Here is a 25,880-nt window from a genome sequence, read left to right as displayed (position 1 = left end):
TTAATTTTAATATATAATATAATCATTAATTTTAAACAAGATAATCTATTAAAAAATAAATATTTTTATAACATTTTTATTAATTTAAAGCTAAATACAACATGATATTACAAAAAAAAATTATTAAACTAGTAAATGTAAAACCAATAATTATACCAAAAATAGAAATTAAAAATCGTATTATACACTTAAAAAAATATTTGCTTCAAAATATTCATTTAAAATCTTTAATTGTAGCTATTAGTGGAGGTCAAGATTCGACATTAACAGGAAAATTATGCCAAATAACAATTGATCAATTACGTAAGGAAAAAAAAAATTCATCTTATCAATTTATCGCATTAAGATTACCATATGGTATTCAAAAAGACGAAGAAGATTGTAAAAAAGTAATTAATTTCATCAATCCAGATAAAATTTTTACAATCAATATAAAAAAAGCTGTTTTAAGCAGTGAATTATCATTAAATACAGCAGGAATAAAAATTTCAGATTATGTTAAAGGCAATGAAAAAGCAAGAGAAAGAATGAAAGTACAATATAGCATCGCTGCAATGTACAATGGAATAGTTATAGGAACAGGAAATGCAGTAGAAATAATTACAGGTTTTTTTACTAAACATGGAGATCATGGAACAGATATTAATCTTATATCTCAACTTAATAAAAGACAAGTGCAATTGTTACTAAAAGAATTACATTGTCCTAAAAATTTATACCTTAAAACACCGACAGCAGATCTCGAAGATAATAATCCACAAAAACCAGATGAAATTTCTCTAGGTGTTAAATATAATATAATTGATTCCTATTTAGAAGGTAAACAAATCAATACATTAGACAAGAAAATAATTGAAAAACTTTATTTCAGTACGCAGCATAAAAGAAGTATCATTACTATCGGATAAATTTTATATTAATGCAATATCATTTTTTTTTGTTCAATTGCATGTATTTGAACTTTAATTATTTCGCTAATAGGATCTTCTGGGCAATTTTCAACGAAATACAGTAAATCCTTCAAGGCAATATGATTGCAGTCTAAGTTGGCATAAATTAACCCTCTATCACGAATTTCATATGGATCATTAGGATCTATTTGTAGAAGAACATTACTAACATTCAACGCTAATTCCATATTTTTTTCTTCCATTAAAGCTGACTTTAAAGTATTTAGCATTTTTCGAAAAACAGTAATAGATTCAGCTTGATATAAATCATTTTCATATAACTCAGCTGTTGGACTAATATTTCCTTTTAACCATACTTCTAATGTATGTTGATCTAATATATCGCCGTTAAATGGATTAATGAGCCACTTTTTTTTATCTGACCAATCAGCTCTTAATATTAATTGTGTAGGGAATGCTACAGGATTTAATGGTAATTGTAATTCTGTTGCAATATGTAATAAAAGTACACCTAAAGATACTGCAGTTCCATGTTTAGTTTTTAGAACATTATCAATCCATAATACATCTGAAATTTTATAAATACCGCTTGCACTTCCAAAATTCCATTTTTTATAAAATAAATTTAATAATTTTTTTAGCTTTTTATTTGGCTCTATTTCAGATAAAACATAAGATTTTGCTTCTTGAATTTTATTTCGCATGTCTAAAATTACAGCATCTGTAGGAAAATCTTTTCGAATAAAATGAGATGCAGCTATAATAGAATCAAATAATGATAACTTAGATAAATTATTTTTTGAAAAAGATTTCATATTATTGTATTAATATTTATAGGTAATAAAGAAATTAAAATTGATTTTTAAAATATTTCAATAAAAAAATATTTAATTATATTTTTAGATTCAAAATTTTTATATAACTTTCTAAAAAATATCACTATTTTTTTTGACCAATAGTAACACGATCATTACCTCCATAATCTTTATAAGATTTTATGCTAAAAAAATTATATTTTTTAAATAAAAATTGCACTTTTAATTTTTGTTTCCATCCATGTTCAATAAAAAGCCAACCTTTATGAAACAAGTAACTTTTTGCTTTCTGTATAATTAATTCAATATCTTTTAATCCATTATTTTCTGACAACAATGCATTAACTGGTTCAAAAACAAGATTTTTTTTAAAAATTTTCATTTCTTTTAAACTAATATATGGAGGATTACTCACAATAATATTAAATTTATTATGTATATGTGAGAACCAGTTACTATAAAAAAAAGTAATATTGTTTAACTGCAATTCTAATGCATTTGTTTTAGCTATTTTAATGGCTTTCTTTGAATTGTCAACAGCCATAATCTTGAAACTTGAACAAACACTTGCAAGTGCTAACGCGATAGCTCCACAACCAGTTCCTAAATCAAGAATATGCATTTGATTATTATCAATTTTAGATAATACTTGTTCAACTAAAATTTCTGTATCAGGCCTAGGAATCAAAGTATCTGGAGATACACGTAAAGATAAAGACCAAAAATCTTTTTTTCCTAATATATAAGCCATGGGTTCGCCTCGTGACCGACGATGAACAAGATTTTTTAATATTTTTTGATTAAATTCATTTAATTCTATTCTATCAAAAGCTATAATCCAAGAACGCGAACGTTTTAATGCATAACTTAATAATATTTCCGCTTCATATTGAGGATGTTCAAAATGAGAAAATTTTTTAATTGTTTGTTTTAACCATTGATATATTTTCATGTTTTAAGCTTACATAAAGAAGCCAGCATATCTGCTTGATATTCTTGGGTTATTGGTTTAATAAGAAAATCTAATTTTCCCTCCAATACTTCGTCTAATTTATATATAGTTAAATTAATTCTATGATCTGTAATTCTATTTTGAGGAAAATTATATGTTCTGTTTTTATCTGATCTTGCACCACTTCCTAATAAGATTCGTCTCGTAGAAGAATTTTCCTGTTGGCTTTTTTCTAATTTTGAAGCATATAAGCGAGCAGACAAAATAGATAAAGCTTTTGCTTTATTTTTATGTTGTGATCTTTCATCCTGGCATTCTACTACACATCCAGTAGGAAGATGAGTAATTCTAATTGCTGAATCAGTAGTATTTACGTGTTGACCGCCCGCTCCAGAAGAACGAAATGTATCAATTTTTAAATCAGATAGAATAATTTCTTCTTTTTCTGTTTTAGGAAGAACAGGCATTACAGCAATAGTACAAGTGGAGGTATGAACTCTTCCTTGTGACTCAGTTTCTGGAACTCGCTGTACACGATGTCCTCCTGATTCAAATTTTAATCGACCAGAAGCACCTTTTCCTGTAATTTTAACGATAATTTCCTTAAATCCTCCTTTTTCATTTTCACTGGAACTCATAATTTTTGTTTTCCACATATGACTTTCTGCATATCTTATATACATTCTACATAATTGACCTGCGAAAATAGACGATTCATCCCCACCTGTAGCTGCTCGAATTTCTATTAAACAACTATGCCGATCATTAGGGTCTTCAGGTAATAATAATCTTTGAATTTGTCTCTCTATTTTTTTTTTTTGTTGTTTAAGTATATGATATTCTTCTTTTGCTATATCATAGAATTCTCTATCATCAAATAAAGAATGAACATTTTTAATATCACGTTCTATTTTTTCCCATTCAATAAAATATTTAACGATTTCAGAAAGTTTTAAATATTCTTGAGATAAGATTCTCAACTTGTTCTGATCCGATATAGTATCTTTTTGAGTAAGTAGCACTTCAATTTCTTGACAACGATATTTCAAAGATTTTAATTTATTAATAATAGAGGGATTCATACAATATCATCCTTTTTCAAATCCAATAAAACAACTCAAATAATATTTATATACTTGAAATAAAATAATATCTTTCTAATGATGAAAAATTAAAATCTTCCAATTAAAATGATTATATCATTTTTAATAATTTTCAGTATAATTTTAATAAATATTAACATAAAAATAATTTTTTAAAAATAAATACAAAATGACATATATATGGCCTTCTCCTGCAAAAATTAACTTATTTTTATACGTTACGGGTGTTCGTTCAGATAATTACCATTACATCCAAAGTTTATTTCAATTTCTTAATTATGGCGATACATTAAAAATAATTGTAAATAATACTGGAAATATTGAATTATTTACTGCGAAAAAACTAATTTTAACAACAGAAAATACTATTATTAGAGCAGCAAAGTTGTTAAAATCAAAAGCACTGCTATATGCAAAAACAAATTGTAATACTCTTGGAGCAAGAATATTTTTAAACAAAAAAATACCTATGGGAAGTGGACTGGGAGGCGGTTCATCTAATGCTGCAACAGTATTAATTGTATTAAATGAACTATGGAAAACACAATTTACGTTAGAAGAATTAGCAAAATTTAGTCTTAAAATAGGATCAGATGTTCCAGCATTTATTATGGGTAAAACATCTATTGTTGAAGGAATAGGCGAAATATTACATCCTATTCAAAGAAAAGAAAAATGGTATCTAGTCGTCTATCCTAAAATTCATATTTTAACAAAAAGTATATTTTCTAATTCTTTACTTAAGAGTACAAGTCAAAAAAAACCAATAAAATTACTTTTAAAATCTCGATTTAGTAACGATTTTGAAGATATAGTAAGTAATAAATTCAAAAAAATAAAAACATTACTTTCTGTACTATCTCTTTATGCGCCTACTCGAATAACTGGAACAGGATCCTGTGTTTTTTCAGAATTTGATGATAAAACATCTGCACAAAAAATATTTTCTTTACTTCCTCAGAACGTAAAAGGATTTATTGCTAAAGGTGTTAATACTTCTTCATTACATCAAGTTTTTTATAAAAGAAATACTCATATTTTGAATTCAAAATCAATATTAAAATAAAAAATAAAAAACAAGGTTTTTTATGCCAGATATGAAATTATTTGCTGGAAATTCTATTCCAAAACTAGCAAAATTTATTGCTCATCGACTTTATATAAATTTAGGAAATGCATCTGTAGGACGATTTAGTGATGGCGAAATTAGTGTTCAAATTAATGAAAACGTTAGAGGAAGTGATGTCTTTATCATACAATCAACTTGTTCTCCTACCAATGATAATATTATGGAACTTGTTGTAATGATAGATGCTCTAAGAAGAGCTTCAGCTGGCAGAATTACTGCAGTAATTCCATATTTTGGATATTCACGTCAAGACAGGCGTGTAAGATCCGCACGTGTTCCAATTACAGCTAAAGTTGTAGCTGACTTTTTATCTAGTATCGGAGTAGATCGTGTATTAACAGTAGATTTACATGCTGAACAAATTCAAGGTTTTTTTGATGTACCTGTAGATAATGTATTCGGTAGTTTAATTCTCTTAGAAGATATGTTACAAAGAGAATTAAAAAATCCCATCGTTGTATCACCTGATATTGGAGGTGTTATTAGAGCTAGGGCAATTGCAAAGCTTCTTTATGATACTGATATGGCAATTATAGATAAAAGAAGACCTCGTCCTAATATTTCTCAAGTTATGAATATTATTGGAGATGTTGCAAATCGAGATTGTATTTTGGTTGATGATATGATTGATACTGGAGGAACACTTTGTAAAGCTGCAGAAGCCCTTAAAGAAAGAGGAGCAAAAAGAGTGTTCGCATATGCTACACATCCTATTTTTTCAGGTAAAGCGCCGGAAAATTTAAAATGCTCTGTCATTGATGAAGTCGTTGTTTGTGATACTATACCATTACAAGAAAAAATTAGGTTATTGCCAAACGTACGAACTCTAACATTAGCTGGAATGTTAGCAGAAGCTATAAGACGAATTAGTAACGAAGAATCTATTTCTGCAATGTTTGAACATTAAAAAATTCATTCTAAGCACACTATATCTTTAAAAATAATGTGCTTAGTATTTTTAAAAAATAATTAAATATCAGAATTTATAATTTAAAATTATTACAAAAAATAAATTAATAAAAAAAGATTTATTTAATAAAATTAAATAAACAGTATTACTACATTGTTTAACACAAATTAGTATAAAAAAGATTAATATTATTCCACGAAATAAACCAAATATACTTCCTAAAATTATATTAATATATAACAATTTAAATTTTTTAATTATTTTATTAGAAATAAAATTTAATAATATTTTAATAATAAAAAAAAAACAATAATAATTAAAATTACTAAATAATTTTCATTTTTTAAGAAAATATTAGGATAAAATTTACTAAAATATACATAATTAACAAAAAAATAAACAAAAAAAATCCAAAATACAGTAGATGTAAAATCTTTTAAAAAACCTTTTAATATTCCTAAGAAAACAGAAAAAAAAATAATAATAAGAACAATAAAATCTATTAAAATCATAGTTTTTCCAAAAATAATATTATTATATTATCATTTTATTTCTTTATTTTTGATAGAAATAAATTCCGCAACAGTCATAAAAGATCCAAAAACTAACACTATATCTTTTTTAGTTAATGTTTTTTTTAAATCATTCCAAGCATGATAAACACTGCTAAAAAAAAATGCATTTTGATTAGGTAAATTTTTTTTCAACTGATTAATAGTCGCGCTTCGATCTGTCGGCAAAATAGATACATACCAATAATAAACTTTATCTTTTAACGGAGAAATAATGGATAAAATATCTTTGTCTTTAAAAACACCAAATATTGCATATATTTTCCCTTGTATATCCATTTGATTAATTTTTTGAGCAAGATATGAAGAAGCATGAGAATTATGAGCAACATCAAGAATCACAATAGGAGAATAAGAGATAATCTGAAACCTACCTTGTAATTGCACTTCAGATATTGAATTACTTAGTATTGCTTTATTAACTTTAAGATTAGAATAAAACAATGCTGACAAAGCAATTGCGACATTTGGTAATGGTATTTTAGGAATCGGCAAGTTGTATAGTTTTATATTTGGATGAGTGAAACTCCAGCTATTATTCCATTCTTTCCAATGCCAATCTTGATGAATTATTTTTAATATTGTTTGATTTTTTTGAGCTTCTTGATATAGAGAATTTGGAAGATTTTTTTCTCCAATTACAGCAATTTTATTTTTTCTAAAAATTCCTGCTTTTTCACGAGCTATACTAAATCGATTTATACCTAAAACAGAAGTATGATCTATACCGATATTAGTAATTATAGATATATTTGAGTCTATAATATTAGTTGCATCTAATCTTCCGCCTAAACCAACTTCTAATATAACAACATCTAATGAATATTGTTTAAATAAAAATAAAGCTGTCAATGTAATAAATTCAAAATAACTTAAAGAATAATTGAATTTGGCAGAATGTATAGTATAAAAAGCTTCAATATATTGCATTTCATTTAGATATAATCCATTAATTTTAATACGTTCTTTAAAATTTAAAAGATGTGGAGAGGTATATAAACCAACTGTATAGCCTGAATCTAATAAAAATCTCTCTAACATAGCGCAGGTTGTACCTTTACCGTTAGTTCCTCCGATAGTAAAAAAAAAAGATTTTAAATTTAATAAATTTAATTTTTTTGCAATATTTTTGATATCTATTAAATTAATTTGATTTTTTTTCTCTAATTTTTCTAAATATTTAATCCACATAGAAAAAGAAAAATTTTTTTTACACATATTTTCAGCTTATTTTAAAAAAAATTTTATATATTTATATAAATTTTTAAAAACATTAAATATCAATAATTGCTAGGATGTCATTTGTTTTTAGTAAAAATAATGTTAACTACAAATGTAATAATTAAAATTATTAATATAATACTAAAAGTAAGCAAAGTTGAAATAGTTATAAATTTTTCAAATAGTATTTTAAATCCGATAAACATTAATATTAATGATAAAGCATATTCTATCATAGGAAATTTATTTATCATGGGCGCTATGAATGAATACATAAATCTTAAAGTTAAAACTGAAAAAATATTAGACATTAAAATAATAAATAAATTTTCAGTGATAGCAAATACCGCAGGTATACTATCTATTGAAAAGATAATATCACTAAATTCTATAAAAATTAAAGATAAAAATAAAGGAGTAAAAAATATTTTATTATTTATTTTTAAAAAAAAATTTTTGCATTCAGTATCATTTCTTATTCTAAATATTTTATAAACCCAAGATAGGCTTATATTTTTTTTATCCTCTATTTTATTTGGTATGAAAAGTGTTTTTAAACTTATCAATACAAATAAAATACTAAAAAAATACAAAATCCAATGATATTTAGAGAGTAAAAAAACACCAAAAAAAGAACAAATTAAACGTAATACCAAACCTACTAGTAATCCACATAATAAAACTTTTTTTTGATAAATAATTGGTATCTTAAACCATTTAAAAACTAAAAACCAAATAAAAATATTATCTATAGAAAGTATAATTTCTAATAAATAACTTGTTATAAAACAAATAATGTTTTTATTCGCAATATTAATTCCACTAATTTTATATATTACAAACCAAAATATAGAAATAAACAAAAAAAAAGAAATACAATAACCAAAAATCAAACGATTTAGAAAAAAAAATTGTTTTATTTTATTTGTAAAGCTATATTTTTTAAAAAAAAAATTAATTAAAATTAAAAAAAAAATCCCCCCAAATAACAGTGGAGTTAAAAAAAAGTTAATCATTAAATCTCTCTTTATTTAATTAAAATTTATTTAAAAAACTGTTTACTTTTTATCAATTCATTAAAATAACATATATTATTTATTAAGTATAAACTATGCAGTTAAATTGAATAAATATATTAATGGATGCGGGAATAATCCTAATATTAATAACATTATTCCAGAAAATAATATTAAAATTTTAGAGGGAGTATCAATGCACCACATATTAAATATAAGTTTTTTATTAATTAATAATTGATTTGATGGTTTTAAATACAAATTAATAATTAATCTAAAATAACCGTAGAAACCTAATATCGTTCCAAATAAAAAACTTAATCCAATTAACCATAAATGGTTTTTTATTACAATAGATAAAATATAAAATTTTCCAATAAAACCTAGAGTTATAGGAATTCCAGCTAAAGAAAGTAAAGCAAGCGTCATAATGGAACTTAAAATAGGTTGTGACCAAAACAATCCTCTATATGAATTAATTAAATCTAAATCATTAGATGAACGGGAAAACAAATTAATAATACCAAAATATGATATGTTAATAAACAAATAATTAAATAGATAAATAATAACTGTTTCTAAAGAAAAAATGTAATTGTTTTTTAAAGCAAGTAACACAATTAATAAATAACCTAATTGCGATATTGATGAATATCCAAAAAATCTTTTCATATTCACTTGAAAAATAGCCATTAAATTACCAAATAATATCGAAAAAATACTTACTAATGATAATAGTACATATAACATTGTATTATTTTCAAAAAAATTACATGAAAATATATTTAATAACACACTAAAAAGAGCTACTTTTCCAGAAACAGAAAAAAATGATAAAATTGAAGAAGGTGTACCTTGATAAATATCTGATGTCCATAAATGAAATGGAACTAACGATAATTTAAATAAAAAAGAAAATAACACCATTACTATTCCAAACAATAAAACTAATTTTTCATTATTAGGTGTTAATGATAAATAACCATGAATAGAGGAAATGCTTAAATCTCCAGAAATAACATATATCCAAGAAATACCAAGCAATAGAAAAGAAGAAGATATAGCCGATAAAATCAGGTATTTAAAAGACGCTTCTAAAGCGTAATTTGCATAATTTGAATATGCGATTAAACCAAAAACGGGTAATGACATTAATTCGATACTAATAAATATTGATGACATATTATTAGAAACAGTTAAGCAAATTGCACCTAATGTTGAAAGAAGGAGTAGTAAATAAAATTCTTCTTTATTAAAAGGATAATTTAATAGCCATGAATATGAAAAAACACAAGTAGCAATACTAGAAATTAAAATAATAGCAATATAAAAAATAGAATACCTATTAATATTAAATAAAATAGTAATATTTATAGGAACAATTGAAATTAAAAAATATAATGAAAGAAATGTTGTAATTAAAATAAATATGCTTAATATAGCAATGAAAAAATGATTTCGATTATAAGAAATAGAAAATATAACTATTACTAAACCTGCTATTAAAATCAAAAAAGGCAATAAAGCAATTAATTCTCGTAAATTTATTATCATTTGTTATTATAACCTTGTTTTTGAAATAGAATTCACAAATTTTTTTTGAAAATAGTATATAGAAGATATAGTATCTTTCGAAATATTTAATATTTTTTGAGGTATTAAACCTAGAAAAAATAATGCAAAGATTAAAATTATTAATATTCCAAATTCTTTAATATTAGGAAAAATTATTGAATAATTTTTTTGCGAAGAACCATAATAAATTCTTTGAATCATATATAAAGAATAAATAGAAGAAAAAACAATACTTATTATAGCAATAATAGAAACAATCGAATATGTGTTAAAAATTCCAAATAAAATTAAAAATTCACCAATAAAATTTCCTGTTCCTGGTAGCCCTAAATTTGCTAAAGCAAAAAATAAAGAAAAAGCAGGAATCCAATAAATATTGGACCATAATCCACCCATTTTAAGAATATTTTGAGTTTTAAAATATTTATAAATTTGACCTGATATAATACATAAAGCAGAAGTAGATAAGCTACTAGATATTATTTGTATAACTATTCCCTGAAAAGCAATTTCACTATTGCTATAAACAGCAATCAAAATCAATCCCATATGAGAAATAGAAGCATACGCAATTAAACGTTTAATATTTATTTGAGAAAAAGCAAGTACAGCCCCATAAAAAATACTAAATAAACCTAGGAACATTGCAATAGGAGCAAATTTTTCTATTGTATTGGGAAAAAGCGTCATATTATAACGTAAAAGTGCATAAGGAGCAGTTTTTAATAAAGCTCCAACTATATCCACTGCGCCACAATATGTAGATTCAGCATGAAAATCCGCTAACCATCCATGAAATGGAGCAATAGGTATTTTAATAATAAAGGAAATAAAAAAACCTAACATAACAATATATTCTATATTCGGATTAATCGAACTAAATAACAATAAATTATAATTAAATGTTAAAATATGAGTATTTTGATAATAGTTAAAAACTAATAAAAAAATTGATATTAACATTATTAAACCAGATATTTGAGAATATATAAAAAATTTATTTGCAGCATGTATCGCATTCGTTTTATTTTTTTTATCGTTCCCCCATAGTGAAATTAAAAAATACATTGGAACCAATATAATTTCCCAAAAAAAGAAAAACAAAAACAAATCAAAAGCAATAAAAATTCCTATAACTCCAGTTAAAACTAACATCAAGTTAAAATAAAAAAATCCTTCGTTTTCTTTAATTTCGTTCCATGAACATAAAATAGCAATAATTCCTAAAAAAAAAGTTAGAAATAACATGATGATCGAAAAACTATCAATAGCTAAATGAAATTCAATTCCAAATCTTGGGATCCAACTTAGTATTAATTCACGATGCCAATTAGGATAATAATTTATTTGATACGTATATAAATCTCCAAAAAACCACATTTTAATAGAAATTAAAAGTGTTAATACTATACTTAGTATCGCAATATAGCGCGGAATACATTTTTTTAATTTAAAAGAAAAAAAAGAGATAATACTGCCAAAAAATGGAATGATAACTAATAAAGAAAGCAACATCAGAGATATATTCCTATAATTTATAAAAAATTTTATATAATTAATCAGTTAATTTTTTATGAAAATAAAATTAATATAAAAATTAAATTTACTCCTAATATCATTGATTCTATATACCATTTTACATTTCCATTAACAGTTTTTAATAAAATTAAATTAAAATTTTTAATCATATTAATAAAAAAAATATTAATTTTATTAAATGGATCAGAAAATAAAATATTAGAAATATATAAATATGAATTAACAAAAAACAAATTATATAACGAATCAAAACACCATCCATTTAATAAAAAATAATGTATAGATCGAAAAATTTTTAATTTTAATATTTTACCAATAAAATTTGTATTCTTCACCCATAAGTAATATGCAATCCAAATTCCTAAAAAAGATACAGAACTAGATACAATTTCAAATAAAATTTTTTCATTTATCGAATATTTAAATATAGGAAATACAAAAGATAGTGAAGGTACAATATAAATACCGAGAATACTAGAAAGTATTAACAAAACGAACAATGGAAAATTATGTGCTAATCTTTTCTTACCTAAAAAATTAGAAAAACTACATTTGTAAAACAAAACAAAAATCATTCTACATGTATAAATAGATGTTAATAATGAACCAAATAAACCAAATAAAAACAAATTAATATGACCACTTTGTAATACACTATATAAAATATTACCTTTGCTATAAAAACCAGATGTAATTAATGGAAATGAAATTAAAGATGCTCCTCCAAAAATAAAACTTATATATAAAATCGGGCATTTTATAGTTATTTTCGATATTTTAAATATATTTTTTTCATTTTTACAAGAAATAATTAAAGAACCAGCAGACAAAAACAGTAATGCTTTAAAAACAGCATGTGTAATTAAATGTGTAATTGCAGCGGACCATGCTTGCACACCTAACGATAAAAACATATATCCTATTTGACTCATAGTAGAATATGCAAGAATACGTTTTATATCTGTCTGAACTAATGCAGAAAAACTCGAAAGTAATATTGTTATAACACCAATAAAACTCATAATATATAATATATTTGGGGTTAATAAAAATAAAAAATACATTCTTCCTATCAAATAGATACCTACTGTTACCATAGTCGCGGCATGAATTAAAGCTGAAACAGGGGTGGGGCCCACCATAGCATCTGATAACCAAGTTTGTAAAGGAAATTGCGCTGATTTACCAATTACTCCTATTAACAAAAAAAATGTTATAAAATTTATAATCGAGTTATCTACACGGATAAAATTTGATAAAAATTTTATTTTTTGAAAATCAAAAGTTCCGTATTTTTGAAATATTAAAAAAATTGCAATGATTAAAAATATATCTGAAATGCGTGTTAAAATAAAAGCTTTTAAAGCGCACTTATTATTATCAATACTTTTATAATAAAATCCAATTAATAAATAAGAACAAAGACTTACTCCTTCCCATCCAATATACATAAGTATTAAATTATCTGCTAATACCAATAAAGACATACTTGCTATAAATAGATTAGTATAAGCAAAGAAACGTGAATAACCTTCTTTATTATTCATATACCAGATAGAGAAAATATGTATTAATAAACCTATTCCTGTAATTACTCCCAACATACTTAAAGATAAACCGTCTAAAATTAAATTACAATCTATTTTCAATGTATCAATATTTATCCAGCACCATAACTTTTGAAACCAAAATTGATAAGAGTGATTAATGAAAATAATACTGTAAAAAAAAGTGATAAGAAATGCAAAAAATATTGAACCAACTCCTATAACAGCTATATTTCTTTTAGACAATATTCCTTGTGTCACAGATAAAATAAAAAAACTAAATAATGGAAATAAAATTATCAAGAAAATAATATTCATCCACTCATCTCACTTAACAAGTTAACATTTAATGTTTTTTTATTTCTATATAATTGAAGTAACAATGCTAATGCTATACTAGCTTCAGATGCAGCTAATGTAATGGCAATAATATACATTATTTGACCATCTGGTTGTTTCCAATATGTACTAACTATTACTAACGATAATGCAGCTGCATTGATCATTATTTCTAAACTCATTAATATAAATAACATATTACGACGAACTATAAGAGATGTTAAACCTAAAATAAATAATATTAATGATAAACATAAACCATGAAACAAAGAAATCATAAATCGTTATCCTTATTAAATTAAGAAGTTATGATTATTTTTTTTGATTTATTTTTTTTTCAGTGCCAATATGAAAAACTACAACTAAAGCAGATAATAAAAGAAAAGAAGCAAGTTCAACCAGCAATAAATAAGGACCAAACAAATTAATACCTATAGTTTTGGTATCCATAAAAAAAAATTCGATTTTTTTTTCTTTAAGAAAAAAAATAACATATGTCATTGATAGAAATAGAATTAAAGTCAAAAAACTTGGTATCAACCAAAAAATAGGATGTAAATATTTTTTTTCTTTTATATCATCTTTGCTTCCAAGATTTAACATCATAATGACAAAAATAAACAAAACTATAATTGCACCTGCGTATATAATAACTTCAAGAGCGCCTGCAAAAAATGCTCCAATTGTAAAAAAAATACCTGATATCGATAAAATTGAAACTATTAAATAGAGTAAAGCATAAACTGCATTTTTTTGAATAATTACTAATAATGTGGAAATTATAGCTATAAAAGAACATGTATAAAAAGCGAAATTCATTTAATCATCTCCTCTTCTATGGCAATAAAGTCTTAACATTGACAGGTGATGATTCTGTATCTAGATCGCCTGTTTTTTTACCGCTAATAAGAGCACCAGAAAAATGATAAAAATTATAATTAGGATATTTGCCAGGACCAGAAATTAATAAATCTTGTTTTTCGTAAACTAAATTATACCTTTTAAAATCTGATAATTCAAAATCAGAAGTTAATTGAATCGCAGCAGTAGGACAAGCTTCCTCACACAAACCGCAAAAAATACAACGAGAAAAATTAATTCTAAAAAATTCCGGATACCAACGACCACCTATTTTTTCAGATTTTTGTAAAGAAATACAATCAACTGGACAAACTACTGCGCATAAATTACACGCAACACATCGCTCATCTCCATTTTTATTTCTTGTTAATATAATACGTCCACGATATCTAGGTGGTAAATAAACTTTTTCTTCTGGATATAATTTAGTTTCAGACTTAGAAAATATATTTATGAAAACCATCCAAATACTTCTTATTTGCGTAAAAAATGCAACAATAATTCTTTTTAAGTTCATCAATACAATCTCTTTTAGTAAAGTTTAGATTAATATAAAAAAAGCTGTTAAAAGCAAGTTTAATAATGTCATAGGCAAACATATTTTCCATCCGAAAGATAATATTTGATCATATCTAGGTCTTGGTAAAGAAGCTCGAATCAAAATAAATAAAATAATAAAAAATATCATTTTCAAAAAAAACCAAAAAAAACTAGGTCCTCCTAAACCAGCGCATCCGCCAAAAAACATTACTGTTATTAATGATGAAATTGTAACAATTGAGATATATTCTCCGATGAAAAAAAAACCAAATTTCATTCCAGAATATTCAATGTGATAACCGTCAGCTAACTCTTGTTCAGACTCTGGTTGATCAAAAGGATGTCTATGACAAATAGCTAATCCAGCTATAAAAAAAGATAAAAACCCTAAAAATTGAGGTATGATGTTCCAAATTTCTTTTTGATTATTTATAATATCAATAATTCTAAACGATCCCGATTTAGCAACAACTCCCATTAAGGATAATCCTAAAAAAACTTCATAACTTAAAGTCTGCGCAGAAGCTCGAATAGCTCCTAATAAAGCATATTTGTTATTACTCGACCAGCCAGCGAATAAGATAGAATAAACAGATAAACCGGCCATCATTAAAAAAAATAATACTCCTATATTTAAGTTAATTATAGGATGATTTGGAATAAATGGAATTATTGGAACGACGAATAATAAAGAAACAAAAGATATAATTGGAGATAAGATAAAAATAAATTTTCTACTAAATTTCGGAACCCAATCTTCTTTAAATAAAATCTTAATCATATCTGCACACAGTTGTAAACTACCAAAATAACCAACTCGATTAGGACCATGTCTATTTTGAAAAAATGCTAATAATCTACGTTCAAAAACACTTAACATTGCTGAAAAAAATATGAATAAAATAACAAATGATATTATTTTAAAAAATCCTAAAAATATTTCTAATATTTCTATTCCAAAGTATGTCATTTAATAAATTCTCTTATATATTTAATTTTTTTTCCAACTAAATCAATAGGAAAACCTTTTCTTCCTATAGGCAATCCAATTTGTTTTTTATGTAAATTCTTAGATACTCTTATATTTAAACAAAAATTTTTATTTAAACAATCAAACTCTATTGTGGAATCTTTTTTTAAACCTATTTCTATTGCATCTAATTCACTTATCAACGCATATGGTATAATTATATTTTCTTGAATAATAGATGAATACTGTGTTAATTCTTCATTTCCAAAAATATGATAATATGGAATTATATACCAATATTTTTTTTTAATATTTATTTTAAAAGATAAATAAATATCCTTAATTTTTTTATTATCTTTAAATAAATGAACTCCTGAATCTCCAGAGATCAATTCTTCACCAACCTCTGCTTGAAATTTATTCCATGCTTGTGGTGAATTCCAGCCAGGAAACCAAGCGAATGGAATATATGATAGTGATTTATTGGGCTGATTAAAACCTTCCATAGAAAAAGAAAACATAGTATTAACATCTTGAGGTTGAGAATGTTCATGAATATCAATATGAGATTTTAAAGCAGTTCGACCACTATAACGATTAGGAGAGCGAGCTATTTTTTGCTGATTTATTCGAAAATCAGCATTTGGTAAAGATGTTTTTATTTTTTTAAAAATAGGATACTTATTGCTATATGAAGTAATCACATCATCTAAATTCAACCAAGATATTTCTTTATTTAAAAATTTACAATGAATCAAATGCAACCATTTCCAACTTTCATAAAGACAGTTTTTTTGATTAATGAACATTGGATCATAAACTTGAAAAAAACGCTGCGCTCTACCTTCAAAATTAATTATTGTACCAGAGCTTTCTGAAAAATTTAAACAAGGTAAATTAAGTGAAGCATTTTTATAAGTGTTAGTGTATTGATGATCTATTACTAAAACATTATTTTTATTTCTTAAAAAATTCTCACAATCATATTGAGAAAAATAACGATATAAATCGTATTCCATAAATATAATAGCATCTGCTTTTTTTTGGCTTAATCTCTGATATGCTTGTTCTATGGAAATTCCACCAAGTAACCCTAATCCTAATGTATTCGAACAAGATGTTAAAAAAGTAAGAGCAATATGATTTATTTTTTTATTTTTAATAGATATTGCTATATTAATAGCTGTTTTTATAATAGATGTACTAAATGAACTTGTACCAGAAATAATTAATACTTTTTTTGCGTTAAGTAATTTTTTTGAGATAACAGCAGCTTGTTTAAGTAAAAACGAACTTAAATCTTTAACAGATGGTAAACTATTATCTAAATTATATGCAATTGCAGAGCCAAATTTTGATTGATCATGAATTGGTGCGAAATAACACCAGTCAGAAATATCATCTAATTTAGTTTCATGTGTATAAGTAATATATAAAGAATTTTTATGATTTTCTGCAATATTAGATACAACGTTTGCATTCCATTTCGGTATTCCATTTAATTCAGCTATATCTTTAGCTTTGTTTTTAATAGCTTGCCGCACTGCTAATGCAATACGCGGTGATGTTTGTGTTAAATCTTCTCCAAGAATTAAAATAACATCATAATCTTCAATTTCTTTTAAAGATGGAATATATAAATCATTGTTCTTAAAAACATTTAAAACCAGCTTTAAACAAGACTCTTCTTTAAGAGACATTCCATGAGAGAAATTATTTTCTCCAACTAACTCTTTCAATGCAAAATTATTTTCTATAGTAGCACGTGCCGAACCAACACCAATAATATTTTTATAACGTCGAAAAAAATTTACTGCTTCTTTTATTGCTTCATTAAAACTTAATACTTTTAATTTTTTATGAGTAATACAAGAAGGATTTTTGGGTCGGTTTTTTAAATAATTATGTGAATATCCAAAACGTCCTAAATCACAAATAAAATAATGGTTTATGTGTTGATGATATCTATTTTCTATACGACGTATTTCACCATATCGTTCACCTATACTAATATTACAACCTATACTACAACTTTGACATATACTAGGAGCATACTGCATATCCCATTTTCGATTATATTGTTTGGAATGTGTCTTATCAGTAAAAACTCCAGTAGGACATATTTCAATTAAATTACCTGAATGCTCGTTTTCTAAGATTCCATCTTCTATACGACCAAAATAAATATTACTATTAGTACCATAAACATTTAAATCTTTGCCATCTGCGTAATCTTTATAATATCGAATACAACGGTAACATCCAATGCAACGATTCATTTCATGTTTAATAAAAGAGCCTAAATATTGATTTTTATGTGTTCTTTTCAAAAATCGATAATTGCGAATATGATGCTTATTCATCACGGTCATATCCTGTAAATGACAATTACCACCTTCTTCACATACAGGACAATCATGCGGATGATTTATTAGCAAAAGTTCTACTATATTTTTTCTAAATGTTTTTGATGTATAATCATTAGTTGAAATAATAGATCCATCTATTATAGGAGTCATACAAGACATAATTAATCGTCCTTGAGAATCTGACAAATTATTATACTGTGTTACCGCGCATTGTCGACAAGCTCCTATACTACCCAATTTAGGATGCCAACAAAAATAAGGAATATCTAATCCAATTGAAAGACATGCCTGTAGTAAATTATGAGATTTATTTACATAGTATTTTTTTTGATTTACATAAATTTTAGACATAATAGAAAATTCCAAAACTTTTTAAAAACAAATTTTATATTTAAAAATTAAACATTTAAATTAAATTTATTAGACTGAATTCCGATAATGTTTTTATTCGAATTGAATTTTTTTATATTAATTCCATCTTCAAATTCTGAACGAAAATATTTTATAGCACTTTGCAATGGTTCAATTGCCCCAGGTGCATGAGCACAAAATGTTTTTCCTGGGCTAAGAGAAAAACATAACTGTTCTAAATTTTTTATATCATTACTTTGTCCTTCTTTATTTTTTAAACTATGTAATATTTTTACAATCCATGGTAATCCATCTCTACAAGGCGTACATAAACCACATGATTCACGAGCAAAAAATTTTTCTATATTATACACAAGTGCAACCATATTAGTTTTATTATCTACAGCCATAGCAAGCGCTGTTCCTAGACGACTTCCTGCTTGTAAAATAGTATTAAAATCCATAGATAAATCTAAATGTTTTTGAGTAAGAAAATCTGTTCCTGCTCCACCTGGTTGCCACGCTTTTAAAGATAAACCCGATTCCATTCCAAATGCATAATCTTCTAAAATTTCACGCGCAGTTATACCAAAAGGTAACTCCCAAACACCAGGATTATTAACTCTTCCTGAAAACCCCATTAACTTTGTTCCAGCATCAGAATTTTTAGATAATTTTTTATACCAATTAGAACCATGTAATAAGATAGATGGAACATTAGATAAAGTTTCAACATTATTAACACAAGTAGGTTTACCCCATAATCCAAAAGTTGCAGGAAATGGAGGTTTAAATCTAGGATTGGCTCTTCTACCTTCTAATGAATTAATCAACGCTGTTTCTTCACCACAAATATAACGACCAGCTCCAGTATGTAAAAATAAATCAAAATTAAAACCACTATTTAAAATATTTACGCCAATATAACCGCAATCCATCGCTTCTTGTATAGCTTTTTTTAAGATATGTTCGCCTTTAACATATTCACCTCTTAAAAAAATATAACCACGAGTAGCTCTTATAGCGAAAGCTGATAATAATATTCCTTCAATTAACTGATGAGGCAAACGTTCTATTAATAACCTATCTTTGTAAGTTCCTGGTTCCATTTCATCAGCATTACACAATAAATAACGATGTTCTTTATTATTAATATTACCTGGCATTAAACTCCATTTTAAACCTGTAGAAAAACCGGCTCCACCTCTTCCTTTTAAATCTGATTCTTTCACTAAATTAATTACATCTTGTGGTGTTTTTTCAGATAAGGTTTTTTGAAAAGCAGAATAACCATTTTTACTGCAATATTCTTTCATCCAAACAGTTTCATTGTCATCTCGCATTCTCCATGTTAATGGATGAGTTTCTTCTAAGCGAACAATTGTATTATTCATTTATATGATTCCAGTAAATTTGGTATAGATTCTGGAGTTAATTTAGAATGAAGATCTTCATTGATCATTATAGTAGGACTTTTATCACAGTTTCCTAAGCAACAAATTGGTAATAAAGTAAATCGTTTATCTACAGTAGTATAACCTGTTTTAATTGATAAATAATTTTCTAATACTTTTTTAATTTTTTGATAACCTGTTAAGTAACAAACTACACTATCACAATATCGAATGATATTTCGTCCTACAGGTTGACGATAAATTTGACTATAAAAAGTAGCTATACTTTCTATATCACTTGAATTGATATTAAGTATTTTAGCAATTTCAATAATAGCTAAGTCAGATACCCAACCGCGTTTTTTCTGAACAATTTTTAAAGCTTCTATTGCAATTGCTCTATAATTTTCATAATATTTTTTTTGATTTTCTATTTCATTTATTTCGCAGGAACTTAGTAAAAATTTTGTAGAAATTTCTCTTAATTTTCTTTTTTTTTATTCATAATTATCTATCCACGTCTGACATAACAAAATCTATACTTCCTAAGTATACAATTAAATCCGATATTAAACTTCCACGAATCACTGAAGGTATTTGTTGTAAATGCGCAAAACTAGGTGTACGAATTCTTGTTCGATAACTCATGGTACCACCATCGCTAATTAAATAATAACTATTAATACCTTTAGTTGCCTCAATCATTTGAAAACTTTCATTTGCTGGAATAACAGGTCCCCAAGATACTTGTAAGAAATGAGTAATCAGACTATCAATATCTTTTAAAGTATTTTCTTTAGGAGGTGGAGTAGTTAGAGGATGATCTGCTTTAAAAGGACCTTCTGGCATATTATTTAAGCATTGTTTCAAAATTGATAGACTTTGATAAACTTCTTCTACTTTGATCATAACTCTAGAATAACAATCACTGATTCCATTACCAATAGGTATTTCAAAATTATAATTTTGATACCCAGAATAAGGTCTCCATTTTCTGACATCAAAATCTAATCCTGTAGCACGTAAACCAGCTCCTGTTACTCCCCATTCTAAAGCTTCTTTTTGCGAATATTTTGCAATACCTTTAGAGCGATTGATTAAAATCGTATTTTTTAAAGCTACATCTACATAATATTTTAATCTTTTAGGCATCCATTGAAGAAAATTATTTAATAAAGTATTCCATCCTGCTGGAAGATCATGAGCTACTCCACCAATACGAAACCAAGCAGGATGCATTCTCGCTCCTGTTATTGCTTCAATTATATCATAAATTTTTTGACGATCAGTAAAAGCAAAAAATACCGGTGTCATACAACCTACATCTTGAATAAAAGTAGAAATATATAATAAATGACTATTAATTCGAAATAGTTCTGATAACATTACTCGAATTACTTCTACTTTTTCTGGAACAGTAATACTAGCTAATTTTTCTACTGCCAATACATAAGGCATTTCATTTACACAACCACCTAAATATTCAATTCGATCTGTATACGGAATATAACTATGCCATGACTGACGTTCAGCCATTTTTTCCGCTCCTCTATGGTGATATCCTATATCGGGAACACAATCAACAATATTTTCACCATCTAATTGCAAAACAATCCTAAAAGCACCATGTGCAGAGGGATGATTAGGGCCTAAATTTAAAAACATAAAATCTACATGATCATTTTTTCGTTTCATACCCCATGCTTCAGGTTTGAATCTTAAACTTTCCATTTCTAAATCTTCTCTTTCTTCATTTAAGAAAAAAGCTTTAAACTCAGTAGCTCTAGCTGGAAAATCTTTTCGCAATGGGTGTCCTTTCCATGTATTAGGCATAATAATACGTGTCAAATTTGAATGATTTTTAAAAATAATACCAAACATTTCCCATGTTTCTCGTTCATACCAATTAGCATTAGGAAATAAATTAGTACATGTAGATAAGATCAAATCATCTTTTAATAAAGGAACTTTTATCATCAAATCTATATTATATTTTATAGATATTAAATGATAAAAAACTGAAAAATCAGCTTTAGGAAGATTTTCTCGATTTAATCGAAAACGTTCATCTACACCATGTAAATCAAAAAGCATATTATAATGTGAACTAAATAAAAATTTCATAACTTGTAGTAAAAAAGTTTTATTTATCCAAATTATTGGAAAACCTATTTTAGATTCTTGTATAACACAAAAATCTTTTCCAAAGATATTAAATAATTTGTTAAAAATCCAATTGTTTATGTTACTTTTATTAATATTTGGATTTACAACATTACTTGTGCTTAAAATTTCATCGATCATGGATTTCTCATTTATGACTGATTTTAAAAACTTAAATATTTTTAAAATTTTTTTATCTTCACACTAAGATATTATTTTACATAATTTAAAACATTAAATTTTATCTGATGTTGGAAGATTAACAATGGCAATTCTTTTACCTCTTTTCTTGTCTTTTTCTGAAAGCATTTTTTTTCGATATGTTCCTTGCTCTCCGACTACCCAAGATAATGGCCGTCTTTCTTCACTAATAGAATTCTGGAGTAATTGCAAAGCATGTATATACGCTTCTGGCCTAGGTGGACAACCAGGAATATAAACATCTACTGGCAAAAATTTATCTACTCCTTGCACAACAGAATAAATATCATACATTCCACCAGAATTAGCACATGCACCCATAGAAATAACCCATTTTGGTTCTAACATTTGATCATATAATCTTTGAATAATAGGCGCCATTTTAATAAACGGTGTTCCTGCAATAACCATAACATCAGCTTGTCTTGGAGAAGCCCTTAAAACTTCAGATCCAAAACGCGCTACATCATGTATAGAAGTAAAAGCAGTTACCATTTCTACATAACAACACGATAATCCGAAATTATAAGGCCAAAGCGAATTTTTTCGACCCCAATTAACTAATTTATGAAGTAACTGGCTAACTTTACCTGTAAAAATATTTGTTTTTAAATCATTTTCTATAGGATCTACAACAGAGTGACTCGACTCTTTTGGATATTTTTTATTAGAATTTTTTTCATCTGCTCGAGTTAAAGTGTAGTTCATTTTATATTTCATTAAATTATATCCTTAAATATAATGAATTCAAAATATTTTATTTATATGCCCAGTTCAATGCTTTAATACGAATTAAATAAAACAATGATAATAAAAGAAATAAAATAAAGATAAAAGATTCAAAAAACCCTACCCAACCAGTTTCAGTTATACTAACGGACCATACGTAAAGGTAAAGAGCTTCAACATCGAATATTACAAAAAACATTGCAACTAAATAAAACTTCACAGAAAAATGTAAACATGTATCTCCAACTGGAGAAATACCTGATTCAAATGGCGTATGTTTATATCTTGATGTTGACTTCCCTCCTAAAAACGAACTTGCAAATAACATAAAAAAACAAAAAATGAAAGAAAAAGAAATAAAACAAAAAAAAGATAAACATTCTCTAATGTCAAATGATGCCAGCATAAGAAAGCCTCAAAAACTTTTTTCAACAAATAAAAAATTTAATATACATGAAAAATGTAAAATAATAAATTATGTTTCATAAAACAAAGTTATATCCTATTTAAACTAATTTAAAATTCATTTTTTTTGAAGTTAGACCTTGATGACTAAAAAAAAGACCCCATCTAATAATCACAACACTGATAGATAATTATAAAAATACAATCCTATGTCGCTAATAAAAGCCAAAAAAATGGCCGCATAAGGGTTGAAAACCCAATTATCAAAATAGGAGAAATACAATGGGTAAAATTATTGGTATCGACTTGGGAACAACCAACTCTTGTGTTGCCATTATGGATGGCAATAAACCTCGTGTTTTAGAAAATGCAGAAGGAGATCGTACTACACCCTCCATTATTGCATATACTAAAGAAGGCGAAGTTTTAGTCGGTCAACCTGCTAAACGTCAAGCTATTACAAATCCGAAAAACACTTTGTTTGCTATAAAACGTTTAATTGGTAGAAAATTTAAAGATGAAGAAGTTCAACGCGATATAAAAATAATGCCATATAATATAATTAATTCTGAGAATGGAGATGCTTGGATTGATGTAAAAAGAAAAAAAATGGCTCCTCCTCAAATTTCTGCGGAAGTTTTAAAAAAAATGAAAAAAACTGCAGAAGATTATTTAGGAGAAACAATAAAGGAAGCTGTTATCACAGTACCCGCTTATTTCAATGATGCTCAACGGCAAGCCACTAAAGATGCAGGTAGAATTGCTGGTTTAGAAGTAAAAAGAATTATAAATGAACCTACAGCAGCTGCTCTTGCATACGGCTTAGATAAAGGTCAGGGAAACCGAACTATTGCTGTTTATGATTTAGGAGGAGGAACTTTTGATATATCGATTATCGAAATAGATGATGTAGACAAAGAAAAAACATTTGAAGTACTTGCTACAAATGGAGACACTCATCTCGGAGGAGAAGACTTTGATAGTAGATTAATTAATTATTTAGTGAAAGAATTTAAAAAAGAACAAGGTATTGATTTAAGAAATGACTCATTAGCAATGCAACGACTAAAAGAATCAGCAGAAAAAGCTAAAATTGAACTTTCATCAGCACAACAAACAGATGTAAATTTACCATATATTACAGCAGATTCTAATGGTCCAAAGCATTTAAATATTAAAGTTACTCGTTCAAAACTTGAATCTTTAGTTGAAGACTTAGTTTTAAGATCTATTGAACCACTTAAAGTAGCTTTAAAAGACGCAGGATTATCTATTACAGATATTAATGATGTAATACTAGTAGGTGGGCAAACAAGAATGCCTATGGTTCAATCCAAAGTTGCAGATTTTTTTGGAAAAGAACCTAGAAAAGATGTTAATCCAGACGAAGCAGTTGCAGTTGGAGCTGCAGTTCAAGGTGGAGTTCTTTCAGGAGATGTGAAAGATGTTTTATTACTTGATGTAACTCCACTATCATTAGGAATTGAGACTATGGGTGGTGTAATGACTACACTAATTAGTAAAAATACCACAATTCCTACTAAACATAGTCAAGTTTTTTCCACAGCAGAAGATAATCAATCAGCAGTAACAATACATGTACTACAAGGTGAAAGAAAAAGAGCTTCAGACAACAAATCTTTAGGACAATTCAATCTAGATGGAATAGAACCTGCACCTAGAGGAACAGCTCAAATCGAAGTAACGTTCGATATTGATTCTGATGGAATTTTACATGTTTCAGCAAAAGACAAAAAAACTGGTAAAGAACAAAAAATTACTATCAAAGCTTCTTCTGGACTCCATGAATCAGAAATTAAAAAAATGATAGATGACGCAGAAGCAAATTCTGAATCAGATCGTAAATTTGAAGAATTAATTCAAATACGTAATCAAGGCGATCAATTAATTCATAGCACAAAAAAACAATTAGATGAAAATAAAACAAAAATTGATGCTAAAGATCAAGAACAAATAAAATTAGCTTTAAATGATTTAGAAAAATCATTAAAAGGAGATAATAAATCCGAAATTGAAAAAAATATACAAAATCTCTTAAAAATTTCGTCTAAATTAACAGAAGTGCATCAAAACACAACAGAAGACAATCTAAAAAATGAAAATCAATCATCTACATCAAAAAAAGATGAAAATATTGTAGATGCAGAATTCGAAGAAATAAAGGATCCTAAAAAATAATTGTTTTACAAATAATTATAACCATCTAAAGACCAACACGGGCGTAGAAAAAATCTACGCCCGTGTAAT

At 26.2% G+C, this 25,880-nt stretch carries 23 protein-coding genes; 5 read left to right on the top strand and 18 right to left on the bottom strand.

Features of this window, described 5'->3' with window-relative positions; translation table 11 throughout:
- Positions 1–101: 101 nt before the first annotated feature.
- A complete protein-coding gene (gene nadE, locus D9V63_RS00880) occupies positions 102–908 on the top strand; it encodes an ammonia-dependent NAD(+) synthetase (RefSeq protein ID WP_158368536.1) in 807 nt (268 codons plus the stop codon).
- A gap of 8 nt (positions 909–916) precedes the next feature.
- On the opposite strand, the gene sirB1 is transcribed toward nadE, so the two are convergent.
- The 3 genes from sirB1 to prfA all read right to left on the bottom strand — a co-directional run bounded on the left by sirB1 (position 917) and on the right by prfA (position 3,760).
- Entirely contained in the window at positions 917–1,726 is an 810-nt protein-coding gene (gene sirB1, locus D9V63_RS00875) for an invasion regulator SirB1 (RefSeq protein ID WP_158368534.1), read from the bottom strand.
- 124 nt (positions 1,727–1,850) lie between these two features.
- Positions 1,851–2,678, bottom strand: a complete 828-nt coding sequence (prmC, locus tag D9V63_RS00870) for a peptide chain release factor N(5)-glutamine methyltransferase (RefSeq protein WP_158368533.1) — start codon at positions 2,676–2,678, stop codon at positions 1,851–1,853.
- Positions 2,675–3,760, bottom strand: a complete 1,086-nt coding sequence (prfA, locus tag D9V63_RS00865) for a peptide chain release factor 1 (protein ID WP_158368531.1) — start codon at positions 3,758–3,760, stop codon at positions 2,675–2,677. Before prfA ends, prmC begins: the two co-directional genes overlap by 4 nt.
- A gap of 190 nt (positions 3,761–3,950) precedes the next feature.
- On the opposite strand from prfA, the gene ispE reads away from it, so the two are divergent.
- On the top strand, positions 3,951–4,847 hold the full coding sequence (gene ispE, locus D9V63_RS00860; RefSeq protein ID WP_158368529.1) for a 4-(cytidine 5'-diphospho)-2-C-methyl-D-erythritol kinase: 897 nt from the start codon (positions 3,951–3,953) through the stop codon (positions 4,845–4,847).
- 22 nt (positions 4,848–4,869) lie between these two features.
- Positions 4,870–5,817 (top strand): ribose-phosphate pyrophosphokinase, encoded by a 948-nt coding sequence (locus D9V63_RS00855; protein WP_158368527.1) that lies wholly within the window; start codon positions 4,870–4,872, stop codon positions 5,815–5,817.
- Between the two features lie 545 nt (positions 5,818–6,362).
- Here D9V63_RS00855 and folC read toward each other — a convergent pair.
- The 15 genes from folC to ndhC form a co-directional block, all read right to left on the bottom strand.
- A complete protein-coding gene (gene folC / locus D9V63_RS00850; protein ID WP_158368525.1) occupies positions 6,363–7,610 on the bottom strand; it encodes a bifunctional tetrahydrofolate synthase/dihydrofolate synthase in 1,248 nt (415 codons plus the stop codon).
- Positions 7,611–7,690: 80 nt separating this feature from the next.
- Positions 7,691–8,629, bottom strand: a complete 939-nt coding sequence (locus D9V63_RS00845; protein ID WP_158368523.1) for a TerC family protein — start codon at positions 8,627–8,629, stop codon at positions 7,691–7,693.
- A 93-nt stretch (positions 8,630–8,722) separates the two neighbouring features.
- Positions 8,723–10,183, bottom strand: coding sequence for an NADH-quinone oxidoreductase subunit N (locus tag D9V63_RS00840; protein ID WP_158368521.1), 1,461 nt, complete (start codon positions 10,181–10,183; stop codon positions 8,723–8,725).
- Positions 10,184–10,189: 6 nt separating this feature from the next.
- Complete coding sequence (locus D9V63_RS00835; protein ID WP_158368519.1) at positions 10,190–11,719, bottom strand: NuoM family protein; 1,530 nt, start codon at positions 11,717–11,719, stop codon at positions 10,190–10,192.
- A 56-nt stretch (positions 11,720–11,775) separates the two neighbouring features.
- Entirely contained in the window at positions 11,776–13,608 is a 1,833-nt protein-coding gene (gene nuoL / locus D9V63_RS00830) for an NADH-quinone oxidoreductase subunit L (protein ID WP_158368517.1), read from the bottom strand.
- Entirely contained in the window at positions 13,605–13,907 is a 303-nt protein-coding gene (nuoK, locus tag D9V63_RS00825; RefSeq protein WP_158368515.1) for an NADH-quinone oxidoreductase subunit NuoK, read from the bottom strand. The genes nuoL and nuoK overlap by 4 nt, the downstream gene beginning before the upstream one ends.
- Positions 13,908–13,941: 34 nt before the next feature.
- Positions 13,942–14,448, bottom strand: coding sequence for an NADH-quinone oxidoreductase subunit J (nuoJ, locus tag D9V63_RS00820; RefSeq protein ID WP_158368513.1), 507 nt, complete (start codon positions 14,446–14,448; stop codon positions 13,942–13,944).
- Between the two features lie 16 nt (positions 14,449–14,464).
- Positions 14,465–15,007 (bottom strand): NADH-quinone oxidoreductase subunit NuoI, encoded by a 543-nt coding sequence (gene nuoI, locus D9V63_RS00815; RefSeq protein WP_158368511.1) that lies wholly within the window; start codon positions 15,005–15,007, stop codon positions 14,465–14,467.
- Between the two features lie 24 nt (positions 15,008–15,031).
- On the bottom strand, positions 15,032–16,000 hold the full coding sequence (nuoH, locus tag D9V63_RS00810) for an NADH-quinone oxidoreductase subunit NuoH (RefSeq protein ID WP_158368509.1): 969 nt from the start codon (positions 15,998–16,000) through the stop codon (positions 15,032–15,034).
- Positions 15,997–18,720, bottom strand: coding sequence for an NADH-quinone oxidoreductase subunit NuoG (gene nuoG / locus D9V63_RS00805; RefSeq protein WP_158368507.1), 2,724 nt, complete (start codon positions 18,718–18,720; stop codon positions 15,997–15,999). The genes nuoH and nuoG overlap by 4 nt, the downstream gene beginning before the upstream one ends.
- Positions 18,721–18,767: 47 nt before the next feature.
- The gene (gene nuoF / locus D9V63_RS00800; RefSeq protein WP_158368505.1) at positions 18,768–20,114 is read right to left on the bottom strand and encodes an NADH-quinone oxidoreductase subunit NuoF; all 1,347 of its coding nucleotides are present in this window, start codon (positions 20,112–20,114) and stop codon (positions 18,768–18,770) included.
- Complete coding sequence (gene nuoE, locus D9V63_RS00795) at positions 20,111–20,590, bottom strand: NADH-quinone oxidoreductase subunit NuoE (protein WP_158369271.1); 480 nt, start codon at positions 20,588–20,590, stop codon at positions 20,111–20,113. Before nuoE ends, nuoF begins: the two co-directional genes overlap by 4 nt.
- A gap of 31 nt (positions 20,591–20,621) precedes the next feature.
- Complete coding sequence (gene nuoC, locus D9V63_RS00790; RefSeq protein ID WP_158368503.1) at positions 20,622–22,418, bottom strand: NADH-quinone oxidoreductase subunit C/D; 1,797 nt, start codon at positions 22,416–22,418, stop codon at positions 20,622–20,624.
- Positions 22,419–22,511: 93 nt separating this feature from the next.
- The gene (locus tag D9V63_RS00785) at positions 22,512–23,186 is read right to left on the bottom strand and encodes a NuoB/complex I 20 kDa subunit family protein (protein ID WP_158368501.1); all 675 of its coding nucleotides are present in this window, start codon (positions 23,184–23,186) and stop codon (positions 22,512–22,514) included.
- A 49-nt stretch (positions 23,187–23,235) separates the two neighbouring features.
- Positions 23,236–23,613, bottom strand: a complete 378-nt coding sequence (gene ndhC / locus D9V63_RS00780; RefSeq protein ID WP_158368499.1) for an NADH-quinone oxidoreductase subunit A — start codon at positions 23,611–23,613, stop codon at positions 23,236–23,238.
- Between ndhC and D9V63_RS03125 the strand changes: the two genes are divergently transcribed.
- Both D9V63_RS03125 and dnaK read left to right on the top strand, forming a co-directional pair.
- Positions 23,549–23,695, top strand: coding sequence for a hypothetical protein (locus tag D9V63_RS03125; protein WP_187308589.1), 147 nt, complete (start codon positions 23,549–23,551; stop codon positions 23,693–23,695). The two genes, ndhC and D9V63_RS03125, sit on opposite strands and share 65 nt — an antisense overlap.
- A 199-nt stretch (positions 23,696–23,894) precedes the next feature.
- Positions 23,895–25,811, top strand: a complete 1,917-nt coding sequence (dnaK, locus tag D9V63_RS00775) for a molecular chaperone DnaK (protein WP_158368497.1) — start codon at positions 23,895–23,897, stop codon at positions 25,809–25,811.
- The last annotated feature ends 69 nt before the right edge of the window (positions 25,812–25,880 follow it).

Origin of the sequence: Buchnera aphidicola (Aphis nasturtii) (genome assembly GCF_005083345.1) — a bacterium.
Lineage (GTDB): Bacteria > Pseudomonadota > Gammaproteobacteria > Enterobacterales > Enterobacteriaceae > Buchnera > Buchnera aphidicola_R.
This window is presented reverse-complemented; position numbering and strand designations above follow the sequence as displayed.

Bases quoted from the DNA above. Each gene is read 5' to 3' on its own strand.
- nadE (WP_158368536.1), top strand. From the start codon at position 102: ATGATATTACAAAAAAAAATTATTAAACTAGTAAATGTAAAACCAATA.
- sirB1 (WP_158368534.1), bottom strand. From the start codon at position 1,726: ATGAAATCTTTTTCAAAAAATAATTTATCTAAGTTATCATTATTTGAT.
- prmC (WP_158368533.1), bottom strand. From the start codon at position 2,678: ATGAAAATATATCAATGGTTAAAACAAACAATTAAAAAATTTTCTCAT.
- prfA (WP_158368531.1), bottom strand. From the start codon at position 3,760: ATGAATCCCTCTATTATTAATAAATTAAAATCTTTGAAATATCGTTGT.
- ispE (WP_158368529.1), top strand. From the start codon at position 3,951: ATGACATATATATGGCCTTCTCCTGCAAAAATTAACTTATTTTTATAC.
- D9V63_RS00855 (WP_158368527.1), top strand. From the start codon at position 4,870: ATGCCAGATATGAAATTATTTGCTGGAAATTCTATTCCAAAACTAGCA.
- folC (WP_158368525.1), bottom strand. From the start codon at position 7,610: ATGTGTAAAAAAAATTTTTCTTTTTCTATGTGGATTAAATATTTAGAA.
- D9V63_RS00845 (WP_158368523.1), bottom strand. From the start codon at position 8,629: ATGATTAACTTTTTTTTAACTCCACTGTTATTTGGGGGGATTTTTTTT.
- D9V63_RS00840 (WP_158368521.1), bottom strand. From the start codon at position 10,183: ATGATAATAAATTTACGAGAATTAATTGCTTTATTGCCTTTTTTGATT.
- D9V63_RS00835 (WP_158368519.1), bottom strand. From the start codon at position 11,719: ATGTTGCTTTCTTTATTAGTTATCATTCCATTTTTTGGCAGTATTATC.
- nuoL (WP_158368517.1), bottom strand. From the start codon at position 13,608: ATGAATATTATTTTCTTGATAATTTTATTTCCATTATTTAGTTTTTTT.
- nuoK (WP_158368515.1), bottom strand. From the start codon at position 13,907: ATGATTTCTTTGTTTCATGGTTTATGTTTATCATTAATATTATTTATT.
- nuoJ (WP_158368513.1), bottom strand. From the start codon at position 14,448: ATGAATTTCGCTTTTTATACATGTTCTTTTATAGCTATAATTTCCACA.
- nuoI (WP_158368511.1), bottom strand. From the start codon at position 15,007: ATGAACTTAAAAAGAATTATTGTTGCATTTTTTACGCAAATAAGAAGT.
- nuoH (WP_158368509.1), bottom strand. From the start codon at position 16,000: ATGACATACTTTGGAATAGAAATATTAGAAATATTTTTAGGATTTTTT.
- nuoG (WP_158368507.1), bottom strand. From the start codon at position 18,720: ATGTCTAAAATTTATGTAAATCAAAAAAAATACTATGTAAATAAATCT.
- nuoF (WP_158368505.1), bottom strand. From the start codon at position 20,114: ATGAATAATACAATTGTTCGCTTAGAAGAAACTCATCCATTAACATGG.
- nuoC (WP_158368503.1), bottom strand. From the start codon at position 22,418: ATGATCGATGAAATTTTAAGCACAAGTAATGTTGTAAATCCAAATATT.
- D9V63_RS00785 (WP_158368501.1), bottom strand. From the start codon at position 23,186: ATGAACTACACTTTAACTCGAGCAGATGAAAAAAATTCTAATAAAAAA.
- D9V63_RS03125 (WP_187308589.1), top strand. From the start codon at position 23,549: ATGAAAGAAAAAGAAATAAAACAAAAAAAAGATAAACATTCTCTAATG.
- ndhC (WP_158368499.1), bottom strand. From the start codon at position 23,613: ATGCTGGCATCATTTGACATTAGAGAATGTTTATCTTTTTTTTGTTTT.
- dnaK (WP_158368497.1), top strand. From the start codon at position 23,895: ATGGGTAAAATTATTGGTATCGACTTGGGAACAACCAACTCTTGTGTT.